The 15117-nt window shown below is 67.9% G+C and carries 8 protein-coding genes; 2 read left to right on the top strand and 6 right to left on the bottom strand.

All coding sequences use genetic code 11. The features are described 5' to 3' along the window. Positions 1–83 precede the first annotated feature (83 nt). Positions 84–1067 carry an EamA family transporter gene (locus O4J56_RS13525; protein WP_270686106.1) on the top strand — a complete coding sequence of 328 codons (984 nt, stop codon included), beginning with the start codon at positions 84–86 and terminating at the stop codon, positions 1065–1067. A 64-nt stretch (positions 1068–1131) separates the two neighbouring features. Here O4J56_RS13525 and O4J56_RS13520 read toward each other — a convergent pair whose 3' ends face one another. The 6 genes from O4J56_RS13520 to O4J56_RS13500 form a co-directional block, all read right to left on the bottom strand. Further along, positions 1132–1530 carry a hypothetical protein gene (locus O4J56_RS13520; RefSeq protein ID WP_270686105.1) on the bottom strand — a complete coding sequence of 133 codons (399 nt, stop codon included), beginning with the start codon at positions 1528–1530 and terminating at the stop codon, positions 1132–1134. A 321-nt stretch (positions 1531–1851) separates the two neighbouring features. Continuing rightward, positions 1852–2103, bottom strand: coding sequence for a hypothetical protein (locus O4J56_RS13515; RefSeq protein WP_270686104.1), 252 nt, complete (start codon positions 2101–2103; stop codon positions 1852–1854). 195 nt (positions 2104–2298) lie between these two features. Next, on the bottom strand, positions 2299–2844 hold the full coding sequence (locus O4J56_RS13510) for a hypothetical protein (RefSeq protein ID WP_270686103.1): 546 nt from the start codon (positions 2842–2844) through the stop codon (positions 2299–2301). Positions 2845–2851: 7 nt separating this feature from the next. Then, positions 2852–9307 (bottom strand): RHS repeat-associated core domain-containing protein, encoded by a 6456-nt coding sequence (locus O4J56_RS13505; RefSeq protein ID WP_270686102.1) that lies wholly within the window; start codon positions 9305–9307, stop codon positions 2852–2854. A gap of 160 nt (positions 9308–9467) precedes the next feature. Continuing rightward, on the bottom strand, positions 9468–10031 hold the full coding sequence (locus tag O4J56_RS32040; protein WP_333563798.1) for a LamG domain-containing protein: 564 nt from the start codon (positions 10029–10031) through the stop codon (positions 9468–9470). Next, positions 10016–12892, bottom strand: a complete 2877-nt coding sequence (locus O4J56_RS13500; protein WP_333563797.1) for a LamG-like jellyroll fold domain-containing protein — start codon at positions 12890–12892, stop codon at positions 10016–10018. Before O4J56_RS13500 ends, O4J56_RS32040 begins: the two co-directional genes overlap by 16 nt. 387 nt (positions 12893–13279) lie before the next feature. Between O4J56_RS13500 and O4J56_RS13495 the strand changes: the two genes are divergently transcribed. Beyond that, on the top strand, positions 13280–15073 hold the full coding sequence (locus tag O4J56_RS13495; RefSeq protein WP_270686101.1) for a stealth family protein: 1794 nt from the start codon (positions 13280–13282) through the stop codon (positions 15071–15073). Positions 15074–15117: the final 44 nt, after the last annotated feature.

Genomic DNA, 15117 nt, shown 5'->3' with positions numbered 1-15117 from the left:
GCATTCCCCCGCTCGGGCGCCCGGAACCCGCGTCCTGGGCCCAGAAGACCGGGAGGTCGGCGGGATACCTAGGATGGTGGGACGTGAGTACCGACGCCGCCGCCGAGCACCCCGGCGGACTTCCCAGCGCTCCCCGGTTCGCCAACCCCTTCGCGGCCGGGCGGCTGCGCGCGCTCGGCGAGTCGATCCCGCCGACGTGGATGGTGCTGGTGGGCATCGTCTCGGTGCAGGCCGGGGCCGGGGTGGCGAAGAACCTGTTCGCGGTGCTGCCGCCGAGCGCGGTGGTGTGGCTGCGGCTGCTGACGTCGGCGGTGGTGCTGCTGGTGCTGGCCCGCCCGGCACTGCGCGGGCGCACGCGCGCCGACTGGATGGTGGTGGTCGGCTTCGGCGCGGCGCTGGCGCTGATGAACTTCTCCATCTACCAGGCGATCGCGCGCATCCCGATGGGGATCGCGGTGACGATCGAGTTCCTGGGGCCGCTGGCGGTGGCGATCGCCGGGTCGCGGCGGAAGACCGACGTGGTGTGGGTGGCGCTGGCGGCGGCGGGCGTGGTGCTGCTGGGCCGGGACGACGGCTCGGGCACGGTGACGCTCGTCGGCGTACTCTTCGCCCTCTTGGCCGCCGTCGCCTGGGCGGGTTACATCCTGCTGAGCGCGGCCACCGGGCGCCGGTTCTCGGGGACGTCCGGGCTGGCGATCGCGAGCATGGTGGGCGTGGTGCTGGTGGCCCCGGCGGGCATCGCTGAAGGGGGAACCGCCCTTCTCGACCCGCGCCTCCTGCTCTTCGGGCTGGTCGTCGGGCTGCTGTCCTCGGTCGTGCCGTACACGCTGGAGATGCAGGCCCTCCGGAGGATGCCGCCGAGGGTGTTCGGCATCCTGATGAGCCTGGAGCCGGCGGCGGCCGCGCTGGTCGGCCTGGCCCTGCTCGGGGAGATGCTGACGGTGTGGCAGTGGGCGGCCGTGCTGTGCGTGGTGGCGGCGAGCGCGGGGGCGACGAGGTCCCAACAGAAGCGCGAGAGGCGCGCACGGCCGGCTGAAGACCGACAGGACGCCGACGCCCCCGAGTAGCCGGGCGCCTCAACTCAAGGGACCTTCACGCCTGCGTGCACGTCGAGGCCTCGGCGAGTGCGGCTCAGAGCATCACACCGAGGAAGAACCCGGCGAACGTCGGGATGAGGATCCGCAGTCCCAAGTAGGGACGCACACGCACTCCCGCCCCGACGGCATTGCCTCCGCGGGTGTTCGCGGAGTACCGCGCCAGCTCGTCGAGGACGCGCTTATGCGTCGGGTACCCGGTCAGCGCCCCGATGAGCGACGGGGTCAGGTGCGCGCTCCAGTACTCCTTGCCTCCGGCAACCAGCACTGTAGGCCGGGAGAGGTTGCCGACGGCCTCGATCGCCCCACGCGGGATGTGGGCGACGGAGAGGAGGTTGTAGATCCGCAGCTCGTCGTCCCACAACTCGAACCTGGGCAGGACCAGCATCTTCGTGATGAACCACATCGCGACCGCTGAGAAGACGGAGATGAACAACGCGTTCCCCAGCGACGCGTTCCCACTCGCTCTCGTCTCCACCATCATTAGTCCGCAGATGCAGAGAGTCCCGCAGGCGATGACCACGCCGATGACATACGTGGGCCTGCTGCGAAGGATCTTCCTATTTGAGTCCACAAAACACCTCGATCAACTCCCGTAGCGCTGACGTTCCATGACGCGATAACCAAGCCCCGCATAGAGGAGCACCCTGACCTGCCCTGTACAGCCGCCCACCAGGTCGACCTCCAACTCGGCGGCACTCATGCCGAGGGCCTCGAAGCCACGCGTCGCCCCATCTTCACCGGTCAGTTCATTCGATCACTCGGCATTCACCACGAAGAGAATCCCTCCATAAAACATGACACTTGCCATAAAAAGGAAGAACCCCGTCGCGCAGATGCGGCTCATGCGGTCGAGTTGCCCCTTCTTGTTCCTTTCGTACGCCCTCAGGAAGAAAGGGGCTCCCAGCAGGAAGAATCTGTTCAATGAATCCCACTTGGCGAACATGAGGTATGCCCCGCCCAGGGAGACGGCTCCCATCAGGAGCATGCCCAGCCCCTGCCACAGCACGGACGCACCGCCTTTCAACCGCCAGCACCATCACGGAAGTCAGACCACGGAAATGAACAGGCCGACCCAGGCACTCCCCGTGCTCATCACCCCCATGAACGCCAGCACAAGACTCGAGAATACGCGATTGAAGGCCTGGATCACTCCCCGTTTCAAAAATCACCCGAGGTTTCTGAATAATTACAATGCCAACCCTCACAAATGACCCAAAAACCACACAGAATCGGATTTGAAACCACTGAACAACTCAGAATTGTAGGTGGCTAGTACCCATCCAGCCAAAGTCGCTGCGCCATGCACTATCCTCCACAAGCGCAGCGGGAGCACACGCATCTGATGCGACCATTTCCGGAGCACTCCGATTATCTGCCCACGCACGGATTCAATCATCCCAAGGACGCCGGATATCGCCGCCGGAAGCGCGATTAACCCAGCGAGAAAGTAGGCGATTTGCCCCGAAGCAGGATTTACTCGCGATACCACCTCGGCAACAATCCCAATTGGGATAATGTAGGCAACAGTCACCCAGCCATCGACAAAGTTCCACTGCATTACTCTCCACGCACTTTGACGTCCATTCCTAATCCTTTTTCTTTCCAACACGAAGAGGGCGATCATTCTCCGTGAACAAGGAAAGAATTCAACCAGAAGCCGCTCCATCCAACGAATTTCTCCGTAACCATGTACAATACGGCCGAATAGCCCTTGATCTTTTCTCTCATAGAAATCGTCGCCCAACATGGAAGACTCACCATCCCCACGAAGGGTCCTGTACCGTGCGCGCTGCACTGACACCAGCGTGCACGTCACCCACAAGATTTGTCGTATCCTGAATTACATAATCTTGTCCCCGCAGTCCGCCGATCCGGCTTTGCAGGGAGCCAAACCTGTCACGGACAGCCTTACTACCTTTCTTTTTCTTGATCGACTTGTAGTCAAAGTATTCCTTAGCAGCCCCCCTAATCTTCCCTCGCGTTACCAGCTTAGAGGCTCTTCCAATACCAAACGGCAGTGATCCCGCCAAGTCCCAGATCCCGTCTTTCGCATTTCCGTTTATAATCTTGTAGGCACCTAGCCCCACGCTCACCCCTGCCGCCACTCCAGCACAGACCGCGCAAAGCAACCCACCGACAAGGGCCGCGTCGCCGAGTATGTTCACCCAGTTCATCCCTTTCAGATTCTCCATGAACCCTTGATCGGAATCCCACGTGCCCCAGCGTTCCGCAGCCCAGCTCTTCGCCTTGTCGAGGGCCGATGTTGTCGGGTCTTCCTTGTACGAGTCATTGTCGTAGGGATCGATGTAGGTCGGTGCTGGCGCCGAGCCACGTGCGCCCGTGTAAAACGAGCTCCGGGAGTTCTGGTAGTACGGCCGCTGGTAGACACCGCTCCCCTGCCGCATACGCGACACGTTCCGCCCCTGCCGGGTCCACATCGCCTCCTGCTTGATCCGGGTGAAGTCGTTGAGCCCCTGCGGAGGGCTCGACGTACACCCGCACCCTCCCGGGCCCATCTTCAGCAGGCCGGACGCGTCGCTGGAGGCTACGGGGCTGTTGTCTGCGTATGCATAGCCGTGCATCTGCTGAGAGTCGTCCGGCTTCATCAGCGGGTCCACCGAGATGAACCGGCCGATCGCTGCGTCATAGGCCCGCGCCCCCAACTGGGTCAGACCCGTCGCCTCGTCGATCGTTCCGCCGACGTAGCCCTTCCCACTCGGCCAACTCGCCGACGACGAGCGCAGTTCACCGAACGGGGAGAACCTTCGCTGCACCGTCTCACCGGTCCGCGCGTCCACTGCGAGCTGCGAAGAACCGTTGTGGTCGGAGAACAGCCAGTGCATCCCCTCCCCGTCGCGCACGGCCACCGTCTCTCCGGCGTGCTCGTAGTACCGGGTCGCCTCGGTCCCATCCCCGCCCGACGTCCACGCGACCTCCTGGCCAGGAAGGTACAGCGTCCACTCCGGCCCCTGACGGCGGATCAGCCGCTCACCGTCGGCGTCGTACACGTAGTCGGTCTCGGCAGCGCCTCCGGTCACGCTCGCCAGGTTGCCCTCGGCGTCCCAGGTCAGCTGCTGGTCGCCGTCCTCAGAGTCGCGGCGCACCATATTGCCGGCCTCGTCGTACTCGTACGTCGAGACGCTCTCCCCGTTGTGGCCGCTCTGGTCGACCCGCGTCACACCGTGCCCCGGGCCCCCGGTCTCCGCCGTACCGGTGTAAGCCCTGTCGGTGGTCCCGCCAGGCGTGCGCTTGGTCTCGCTGACCCGGTTCCCGGACTCGTCGTATGTGTAGGAATCCCAGTAGGGGGCCGCGCCGCCGAGGGTGTCGGTGCTCGGTGTCTGAGCACAGGCGGTCTCCCCGGTGGCGTTCGGCGTCCACGCCTCGGTCAGACGCTGCAGGTGGTCGTACTGGAAGCACTGCACATCCGAAGGCCGCTCCTCGTCGGTGGGCTCATCGCGGATGGACAGGATGTTGCCCGCGTCGTTGTAGTCGTAGAACTGCGTGGTCAGCGATCCCGCCCCGACCTCGTGGACCATGCTGGCCTTCGTCAGTCGGTCGGTCGCCTCGTCGTAGACACGGGTGACCCAGCTCGACTCTGATCCGCTCGTGCCACGGTCGAACGCACGCTGAAGCAGGTCGCCGGTCTTGGAGTACAACGCCTCCTGGACGATGCTGGACGACCCGCTGAGCGTGTCGGCCTGTCCGATGTCGTCATATCCGGTCTGGACGACCTCCATGGAGAGCCCGCCGACCTCAGGCATCCGCGTCGAACGAAGGCTCCCGTCCGGGTTGTAGGCGTAGAGATAGCGGTATGTCCCTGCCAGACCTTCCTCTGTCCCAGGGATGGTGATGTCCCTGGCCCGGACACGGTTCATTCGGTCATAACCAAGGATCTTCGTCGTGTAGGCGTTCCCCTCGATGTAACGCGTCGCGGAGGTCTGCTGCCCCTTGGCCACGGTGTCGTAGGTCCATTCCGCGCGCAGCGCCCCGTCCGGGCCGTCGTCGCGGCGCTCGGTCTCCCGGCCGAGCGCGTCGTAACCGGTGTAAAGGGTGCGCCCACGCGCGTCGGTCGTGGTCACCAGCCGGTCGGCCGCGTCATAGGTGAAGGTGGTCCGGCCGGTGTCGGGGTCGACCTCCTCGACCTTTCGACCGGCGAGGTCGTAGGTGTACTCCCAGGTGTTGCCGCCGGGATCGGTGATCGAGGCGATCTCGTCGTTCTTGGCGTAGGTGTAGGTGGTGGCGTCGTACTCACCGACCGGCTCGCGGCCGTGGTGGGTACGCTTCTCGGCCGTGCGCCCACGCGCGTCGGTGATCGTCGTCGTACCGGTGCCGCCCTCGGGCTCGGTAACCAGCGTCCGGTCCCCGAGGTAGGCGGTGCTGGTGCGCCACCGCTCTTCACCACGGGAAACATGTACGGAGGCCGTGACGCGCCCGGCGCCGTCGACCTTGGTCTCGGTCTGGCGGGGGATCTCGTCGTGGTTATTGACGATGAACAGGTCTCCCGAAGGGTCCTGCTCATTGAAGTAAGTGTCGCGTTCGATCACCGTGTTGCCACGGCTGTCGTGGAACACGTCGGTGATCCGGCGCCCTCCGCCGGTCGCCGGCGACTGCGTCTGACGCTTGCGGAGCAGGCCATCGTAGATCTCGTACGAGGTGATGTACTCAGCGTCGGCGTTGAGGGTCTTGGTGACCACTTGCGCCGGTGCGTCCTTGGCCACGTGGTACGCGAAGGCCATGCTCGGGCGGGGGTTGTTGGCCTTGGGCCGGTCCGGCAGCCACACCTGGGTGAGTCGGCCGAAGGCGTCGTAGGTCAGATCTGCGCGGTTGCCGTTGGCATCGGTCTCGGCGACGGGGTTCCCGCGCAGGTCGTGCTCGGTCTCCTTGGTGTGTCCGAGCGCGTTCGTCACCGTCGTGCTGGTCGGGGTACCGCCCGCAACGCTCGACGTGTGCTCGGTGGTCGTCACGTTTCCGAGAGCGTCAGTAACGGTCAGCGGACGCCCGTAGGAGTCGTAGGTCGTCTCCCCGGTGACCTGGTACTGCGGCTTGCCGTCCGCGTAGTCGTCCACACGCTCACTGGAGGTCGGCAGACCCCTGGTGGGAGCTTCGCCATAGGCCTTGCCATCGAAGTGCGTGCGCACATCGCTGATCACGTCGCCGGGCTTGTCGGCCGTATCGGTATCGGCGCAGGCCACGTCGAGCGTCTGCACCCGCGAGACCGTCTCCATGATCCACGCATCGGTGTTGCGGTTGTAGGTGGTCAGCGTGCACCGGTCGTCGCCCGGGTCGCCGGTGTCGCCCTCGTCGTGGGTCTGGACGACGTATCCGCGATCATCGAAGGTGTTGGTGGTGCGGGTGGTGCGCCAGCCGTCCGCGCCGTCCTTGCCCAGGGCCGTGTAGGTCTCGCTGGACTTGGTCTTGATGATGTGGGCCTGGAGGGTGCCCCAGGAGTAGTCGCGCTCGGCGGTCTTCTTCTTCCAGGGCTCGCTGATGGTCTTGGACACCACCGGCCCGTCGGGTCCGTTGCGGGTCAGGACTTCGCGGGTCTGGCCGTTGAACTGCTCGTCGTCGGCGACCTCGTTGCCCTCGGAGTCAGTGATGGTCACCGAGCGGGTTCCGCCGTCGGGCAGCTCGTCGCCGTCCATGCCCCGGTAGAAGAGGTGCTCCTCCTCGCTCTGCGACGCCTCGGGGTGGCCGGTGCGGACCTTGACGGTCTCATAGCCGCGGAATACCGACCAGGTCTGGTTCTCCTCGGGGGTGATGCCGTCGGGCGTCGCGTGGGCCCAGGCCGCGCCGCCCTCGTAGTCATAGGACGTGATGACGTCGGGCTGGTCGCCGACCAGGTCGATCTCGGCGACCTGGGTGACGGTGTACTTGTGGAACCAGTCGGTGAGCTCCTCCTCGCCCTCGGGGGTCCAGATCACCGGGTAGCAGCGCTTGGTGTTCTCATGCGGCTTCGGCGTCTGGCCGGCCTCGCATTCCGGTTGCGAGTAGGAGACGTCGACCTGGCCACCGGTCTCGGTGTAGACGGCGGTGACGCGCCACTTGTACATCTCGGCCAGGCCGTCGGAAGTGGAGTCGACCCGGTTGACCATCGGAGTGCCGCCGAAGGTCACCGAGGGGTAGGCCTGCGGGTCTCCGCTGCCGGTGTGGCCGGTGTGGGTGATGGAGTCCAGCCACAGGGCCGGGTCGGTGCCGTCCCCCGGCTCGGGGTACTTGTGCTCGAGCTCGAAGGAGTCGATGGTGGCGTAGCCCTCGCCGCCGTGGGCCTTGGTGGTGATGCTGTCGAGCTTCTTGGTGGAGAAGAACGCCGGGGAGTGGTTGCCCGTGCAGTCCTCCCCGTCTCCGCATTCGCGGTCGATGGGCACGTCCGGCCAGTGGTCGGCGTTGTCCTCGGTCCGGTCGCCGGCCTCGCAGGAGAAGGAGTCGGTGGGCAGGCAGCGCTCGGACACGCCGAACTCGACCTTGGCCGGAGCGGTGCCGTACACGTCGTCCGAGCGCAGCCCGTACTCGATGCGCTCGAGGTAGCCGCCCCGGTCGTAGGGGGTGGCGGTGGACTCCAGGTTGCGGCCGTAGTGGTTGCCCTCGGCGTTGTAGTAGAAGGCCATGGCATTGCCGTGGGCGTCTTCGACGTAGTCCAGGTTCCACTTGTAGGCCTGCTGGCACCAGGAATCCTCGAAGGACGACTCATGGCACGGCTCGCCCGGGTCGTCGCCGTAGACGGGCTGGGTCCAGGCGGCCTCGGTCTCCTCATCGCCGCTGGTGTAGCCGGGCAGGCGATTGCGGCCGAAGAAGTACTTCGTGCCGTCGGGCGTGGTCAGCTTCCAGTACTCGCCGTCGTCATCGCCGTTCTTCGCGCCGGTCAGCTTCTCGATCCTGGAGCCGTCGTCGTTCTTGAGGTGCCACTCCCCATCGGAGTCGATGATCAGCTCCGAGGACATGCCGTTCAGCGACAGGGTGGCGTTCTCGCGCTCCCAGCACTGGTCGGCGACCTCGTGGCCGTCGTCCTGGCAGAGCTTGTAGCGGCGCTCGATGGAGCCGGGGTGGTAGTCGAAACCCTCACCGACCCAGGAGGTCTGGTTGTTGGAGGATGCGGTGCGCCCGTCCACGCTCTGAGAGGAGTAGCCCAGGGCGATGTCGGGGGTCAGGCCGGAGGCCACCGGGGGTGTGCCGATCGGGTAGGACCAGGAGAACCCGCCGGTCTGGGGTCCCACGTTCCATTTGGAGGAGGCCTGGAGCTTGGTGGCCGCGTAGTCGCCGTCGCCGCCCTTGCTGGTCGTATCGGCGGTCGCGGCAAGCAGGGTGCCCTCGCCGGCGGTGGCGGGGGCGATGGCGCTCAGGGTCTGGGCCTCGGTGTCGTTCTCGGAGTCCAGGTCGACGGCGGCGACGCAATCGGGGTCGGCCCCTTCGCCGCAGGCGTCGAGCGCGATGAGCTCCAGTCGGCTCCCGTAGTCGCCGCCGAAGGCGGTGGCGAAATCGGAGTAGTCGACCTCGACCCGGACGGGGGCGTGCTCGCTGCCGCCGTCGGTGCGCTTCAGGCGCAGCAGCAGGCCGTCCACGCCGAGGGAATCGGCCTGGTCCCTGCTAAGGACCTCCAGCGCGGCCTCTTCCAGATGTTCAGGGGCCCGGGCTTCCTCCGGCTCTTCCTCGGCAGGCTCCTCTTCGGGCCGTTCCTGCTCAGTGGACTCCTCCTGCCCGTCCTGCCCCTGCTCGGGGGCGGGTGTCCCTTCCTGCCCTTCGCCGTCCGGGGAGGGGCTGGTGGAGGGATCGGGCGATGGGGGCGGGCCGGACGAGGCACTCGACTCCGGCTCCTGCGGCTCGCTGGGGAGCCGACGCTCGCTGACCCGGTCGGCCTCCTTCTCGGCTCCGGCGCCCTTCAGCGGCGACTCCCACTCCTCGGTTTCCGTAGCCTCGACCGGTCCGAGGCTCACCGCCTTCCCCTCACCTTCGTCCTGCTGTTCGCCGTCAGCGGGCGCGCTGAATGAACGCATCTCCTGCTGCCCGTCGAGCGCGATCGCCACACTCTCGGGCTCCGGCCACTCGGCCGCATCAAGCCCGGTCACCGCAGCCTTGTCGACGGTGTCGTCCTCGGCGATGGCCTCTTGAACGGCGGCACGGCCGTCGATGGACCGGTCGTCCTCGACACCGGGCCTGTCGTTGAACATCAATGCCGACGCAGGTACGGAGAACAGCGAACCGGCCACCAGGACCATCGCGGTTCCCTTGACAGCCGGCCTCGAGGTTCGCGAGCGGCTCTTCGACACGGAAGCGGGGGATTCGGACACAGCAGACCTCCCACCCGGCCGGGCAGGCCGGGCAGCGCAGTGGGCGTGCAAGGGGTACCGTGGCGCGGCTCAGGCGCTGTCCCTCATGTCATGGGACGGCTCCGAGGTACGCCGCTCCGACGTCGGATTCGCTGAGCACGCCCTGGTAGACGTGCACGTCGTCGATGTCGCCGTTCCACGCCCCCGTCAGGTGCTGCTCGAACCGGGCCGCACCGATGACCAACGGGCCAGCGGCGTGCCAGGGCGTTTCCTGCACATCGGTGCCCTGCTTCGTTCCGTCGACGTACAGCGTCATCTCGCCGGTGGCATGGTCGTAGGTCGCGGCCAGATGCGTCCACGTACCCAGCTCGGGCGAACCTTCCGACATGGCGCGCGGCCAGCCCGAGGCGCCGATCTCGTCCTCCGGCGCCATCTTGAGCACCCACTGGTCCCAGTCATAGGTGTTCTGGTGGCCGAGGTAGAAGCCGGAGTGCGCCTGCCCGTCCTGGGACAGGGCCGTGGAGTTGGTCCCGGTCTCGTCCAAGCGCACCCAGGCGGCCGCGGAGAAGCTGCGGTCGGTGCGGATCGCCGGGCCGGACGTCGTGAAGCGCTCGTCCCGGCCGCTGAGGGTGGCACCGCTGGAGAAGGTGACGTCGTTCAGCGCCCGCTCCACACCATCTCCGGGTCCCCGTGCAATGCAGCGTCCAACCCGTGGTCAGAGGAGTCGGCAGCCGTGGTCCCCTCGGTCTCGTCCAGCTGCCAGCGGCCTTCGAGAGCCACCTGATTGGCCAGACGCCAGGGCTCGGAGCGCTCCTCGGGGTCGTCGGTGGGCCGGTCGCCGATGACGACCCGGTCCCACACGCGCACGTCGTCGATGGCGCCGTTCCAGGCGTCGGTGCGCGCCCCCTCGAACTTGCCGCCGCCGATGACCAGGTCTCCCATGCCGTTCCACGGCTGGGCGATGGTCTCGGTGGTCTGCTGGCGCACCCCGTCGACGTACAGCGTCGCCTCGTCGTTCTCCGGGTCGACGACCCCCAGCAGGTGGGTCCACACGCCCGTCTGGGCGGGCTGGTCGGACACTGCCCGGGTCCACCCTGTGGCGCCCTCCTCATCCGCCGAAGGGATCTTGAGCACCCAGTTGTCCAGGTCGAACGTGGACTGGTAGCCGAGGATGAAGGCACTGTGCACGTCGCCGTCCTGGGTGACGGCGGCGACGTTTCCGCTCTTGTCGTCCAACCTCACCCACGCCGAGACGCTGAACGCGCCGGAGGTGTCCACGACCGGGCCGTCGGTGGCCATGTGGCCCCCGCTCCCGTCGGTGGCGATCGCCGCGCCCTCGAGCTCGTGGCGCTCGCCCACGCGCCCGCGCGTCCACTCCACGCCGCCCGACGCCTGGGCGGTGCGTCCGTCGCCGATGCTGTCGGCCGCGGCGTCACCGCCGCCCTCGTCGAAGGCGAAGTGGGCGACCGGGGTGCTCGGCGGCGCGACGGTGAAGGTGTGCACCAGCACGCACCCGGACGAGTTCCCGTGCGCATCCACGGTGCGCGCGTGGATCAGGTTGGGGCCGGAGTCGCGCGGGGTGATGGTCACCGTCGCATCGGCCCCGGGCTCGTCGAGTTCCACCTTGGTGGAGCAGGAGGCGTCGTTGACGCTGTAGTGGTACGCGACCGCGTCCTCCACCCCGTTGGCCGAGAAGGTGAAGTCGCCCGGACGCCCCACCCCCTCGACCGCCTCGTCGCTCTCCGGGTAGTCCTGCGAGGCCACCGCCGGACCGGTGTCCGGGTTGCTGGTGTCGACCTCGATCCAGCACCAGCCGGACCAGGCTCCCCAGTGCTGCCCGTCGTAGACCTTCGCCCGGTACCCGATGAGCTGGTTCTCCGGGAGGGCCTTCGCCGTCGCGGTGCGGTAGATCCCGTCCGGGTAGGGCTCGGGGTCGGCGTAGGTCGAGTCGGCCTGCCCGAGCGCATCGCCCTCGCCGCCGGCCTTCCACTCGAAGCGCGCCTTGACCTTCTGCGAGGCGAACTTGGTGTCGTAGTCGCGCGCGTAGGCGCGCAGCACCGGCGAGGTGGAGTTGATCAGCCGCGGGTTCTCGGGGTCGGTCGCGCAGACCCCGCCCAGCGAGTCCGACATCTTCGCAGTCGAGGGCTTGGACGGCTTGTTGTTGTAGCGGACCACCAGCTTGGGGTCCTTCTTGAAGCGCCGCCAGTCCCAGTTGCTCCCCGACGTGCTCTCGTTGCCGTACAGCCCGTAGGTCACCGTCTGGTTGTCCGAGGCGGCGGCCGACTTGTAGGCCTGCGTGGCGTCGAACTCCACACCCGAGCCCCCGCACTGCGGCCGGCCGATGTCCACGTTGACCTTGTCCTGCCTGGTCAGCTTCTCCGGCTGGTTGTTCCAGGTCGTGCTGGACTTCAGGTACCGGGTGCGCCACAGCTCGAAGGTCGCGTCCGTGCAGGCGAACCCGTGCGAGACCTCGAAGCGCATGGTCGCCGAGTCGATGACCGTCCCGGACTTCTTGGTGCGCTCGTAGACCTTGAACCGCCAGAACGCCCGCTTGGTGTTGCCGTACTGCGGCTCATAGCCCACGCCGGTGTCGGAGTCGGAGGAGTTGTAGTAGCTCGTCGTCGGGAAGCGCTTGTTCACGTACGCCCAGGAGTGGCGCGCCACCGAAACCGACGGGTCGATGTAGACGGGGAACTCGGTGTCCTCGTCGGCCAGCATGTCCGCATCGGGCCTCAGGCGCAGCCGGTCGACCTCCACGTCGGCCTCGACCTGCTCGACCCGCGCCCCCGCCTTCGGCGCGACGGCCTGCTCTTCGGCGCTCATCTCCTCGCTGCCCGAGGAGTCCCACATCTCCGGCGCCGGCGCGGTGAACACCTGCTCGCCGCCGTTGTCGCCGACCGCGCTCAGGTTCCCGGCCGCGTCCTCGCGCATGGTCACGCCCTGGGTGGCCAGGGCCATCTCGACCTGGGCGAGCGCGTCCTGCTCGGCCGCCTCGCGGGTCTTGACGGCGAGCACCTGGTTGAACCCGTCCACCGACGCGGTCAGCACCAGGTCCACGCCCGGGAGCACCTCCGGGTAGGTGGCCTGCGCGCCCGCCAGCTCGGGTTCGGGCAGCGGCTCGGGCCAGTCCAGCTCGACGGCGTTGGAGCCGATGCCGACGCGGGCCATCGGCGCTCCGTCGCCGCCGCCGGAGAAGGCGACCTCGGCCGCCGACGCCTTGGGCCGCACCGTGCCGTCACCGGCGGCGACCAGGTCGGTGTCGACCGGCGACCACCCGTCGCCGGTGCGCACGCGCTGCGGGACCGGGGAGCTCTCCATGGTGAAGGAGCCGTCCGGTTCGGCGAAGACCTGCGTGGTCTCGTCGGTGAAGGCCTCGATCTCCACCCGCTCGCCCGAGGAGGCGGCCTGCTCGGCGGCCTCCTCCTCCAAGGAGAGGTCGCTCGGCTCGGCGGCGGCCGGGGCGGCCAGCAGCGACGCGGTCAGCAGCAGGCCCAGTGAGGCCGATGCGGCACCCGCAGGTCTTCCGGACAGCATTCGGACACACCTGTTCCAGGACGGGGGATGAGCCCACCTGGAGCGGGTGCGGCAGGCCGTGCGTAAAACGCGGCTAAACGTAGGCGTTCGCCGCACCCGGCTCAACCGGTGACACGGATCACAAAAGTTTCCTTCCTGACTTTGCGTAGCGCCGTGCACTGCAAACCTGAGAATCCATTCAGGTTTTTCGGGGCTCGTCTGGGAATCCTGTGTCCGTGTCCGGCCACGGCCGCAATCGTCTTGTTATGTCCGTTATGGCCGCTTCACTTTCGCGACGTACCGTCCGGTTGGCCGCATTTCCGCAGGCCACAGCAGTCATGCCCGGATTCCGGGTGCAACAGGTGATACGTCGAGGCGCCCCCGCTCCGCCTCCGGAAGGAACGTCGCATGGGCGTCACAGCGCGCATCACACGAGCGGGAAAGCGCCTCCTCCCGCCCAACGTCCGGACCCGCATCGAAGAGCGGCGCCGCCGCGAGCGCGAGGCCGCCGCAAAGCACAGGCGGGCCGAGCGCAAGGCCGCCGAGGAGCGTGACCGCGCCGAGCGCATCGTCCTCAAGCGCCGGGCGCTGCTCGCCTCCGACCAGCGCCTCCGCACCTTCACCGGTCCCGGCGGGCAGGAGCTCATCGGCCGCCTCGCCGACTCCTTCACCTCCCGCGAGGCCTCCGCGCACAATCTCCGCCTGGTCACCGAGGCCGCCGTGCGCGCCGGCGCCGACTACTTCCTCGTCCCCGGCCGCTCGCGCACCCGCCATGCGGTGGGCCTGCGCCGCGCCGACAAGAAGGCATTCCTGGAGGCCATGCGCGCGCTGTACGGCGGTGCGTCCGTCTACGCCGCCAAGCCCGCCCCGGGCGGAGCACTCGCCGCGGGTCCCGCCCTCTACGCCGAGGGCGCCCTGCCCGGCGAGGTCAAGAAGAGCTCCGTCATCCGCTTCGGCCGCCACCTCCTCGGCCCGGACGGCCGGCTCCTCTCCGGCCTGGAACACGGGTGCGACGTGGAGTTCTGGCGCGACGGTGAGTCCTTCCCGGCCGACGGGGGCCACACGGACAAGTACGCCCGGCTGCGGGTCCAGGCTCCGAAGGAGGTGCTGGCCTCCTCCTGGGTCGCGCCGCGCCGCAACCAGGTGGCCGACGTCCTGCCCGCCGACCAGCGGATCCCGGCGACACGGCTCGTGGACGGGCGCGAGCACCCCACCTTCGCCCCGTTCACCCGCCTGCGCCCCGACCAGGTCGCCTTCCCCGTCGACGCCGTCTTCACCTGGGTGGACGGCGACGACCCCGTGCTGGCGGCCGACCGGGAGCGCCACCGCGGGCGCTCAGGCGTGATCGCGGCGCGCGAGACCGGCGCATCCCGGTACACCGACCGCGACGAGCTCCGGTACGCGCTCCGGTCGCTGCACACCTACGCGCCGTTCATCCGGCACGTCTACATCGTCACCGACCGCCAGAGGCCCTCCTGGCTGGACACGTCGGCGGGCGGGATCAGCGTCGTCGACCACCGGGACGTGTTCGCCGACCCCTCGGTGCTGCCCGTGTTCAACTCGCACGCCATCGGAACGCAGCTCCACCACATCCCCGGGCTCAGCGAGCGGTACCTGTACCTGAACGACGACGTCTTCTTCGGGCGCACGGCCACCGCCGAGGACTTCTTCCACGCCAACGGCATCGCCCGACTCCCCTTCTCCCCCTTCCAGTTCGGGCTCGGGGAGCCGCATCCGGAGGAGCCCGCCCCCAACTCGGCGGGCAAGAACGCGCGCAGGCTCGTGGAGGCCGAGCACGGGCGGTTCATCACCAACAAGTTCAAGCACGTTCCGCACCCGCAGATCAGGGAGGTGATGGGCGACCTGGAGAGGACGTTCGCCGAGGAGGTGGCGGCGACCGCGGCCTCGCGGTTCCGGTCGACCGGCGACATCGGGATGGCCGCGACGCTGCACCACCACCATGCGCTGCTGACCGGGCGCGGCGTCCCCGCCCGGTACCGGCTCCGCTACGTCGACGTGGGCGCCGACGACGCCCGGGACCGCCTGGAGGAGCTGCGTACGAGGCGGGGGCACGACTTCTTCTGCCTCAACGACGTGGACACCCCGCCGGAGCGCCGGGAGGAGGTCGACACCATGGTGCGCGGCTTCCTGGAGGAGTACTTCCCCTTCCCCTCGCCCTGGGAGAAGGAGGGGACGCGGTAAGGGCGGAGCGCCGGGAGGAGGCTGCGGCCGGTGGCCGGAGCCGG

The sequence above is a fragment of the Nocardiopsis endophytica genome (genome assembly GCF_027706725.1).
GTDB lineage: Bacteria > Actinomycetota > Actinomycetes > Streptosporangiales > Streptosporangiaceae > Nocardiopsis_A > Nocardiopsis_A endophytica.
The sequence above is the reverse complement of the archived record's forward strand: the minus strand, read 5'-3'. Positions and strand labels throughout refer to the sequence as shown.

Excerpts from the sequence above, each read along its gene's own strand:
- O4J56_RS13510 (WP_270686103.1), bottom strand. The coding sequence starts at position 2,844 with ATGTTGGGCGACGATTTCTATGAGAGAAAAGATCAAGGGCTATTCGGC.
- O4J56_RS13505 (WP_270686102.1), bottom strand. The coding sequence starts at position 9,307 with ATGGTCCTGGTGGCCGGTTCGCTGTTCTCCGTACCTGCGTCGGCATTG.
- O4J56_RS13500 (WP_333563797.1), bottom strand. The coding sequence starts at position 12,892 with ATGCTGTCCGGAAGACCTGCGGGTGCCGCATCGGCCTCACTGGGCCTG.
- O4J56_RS13495 (WP_270686101.1), top strand. The coding sequence starts at position 13,280 with ATGGGCGTCACAGCGCGCATCACACGAGCGGGAAAGCGCCTCCTCCCG.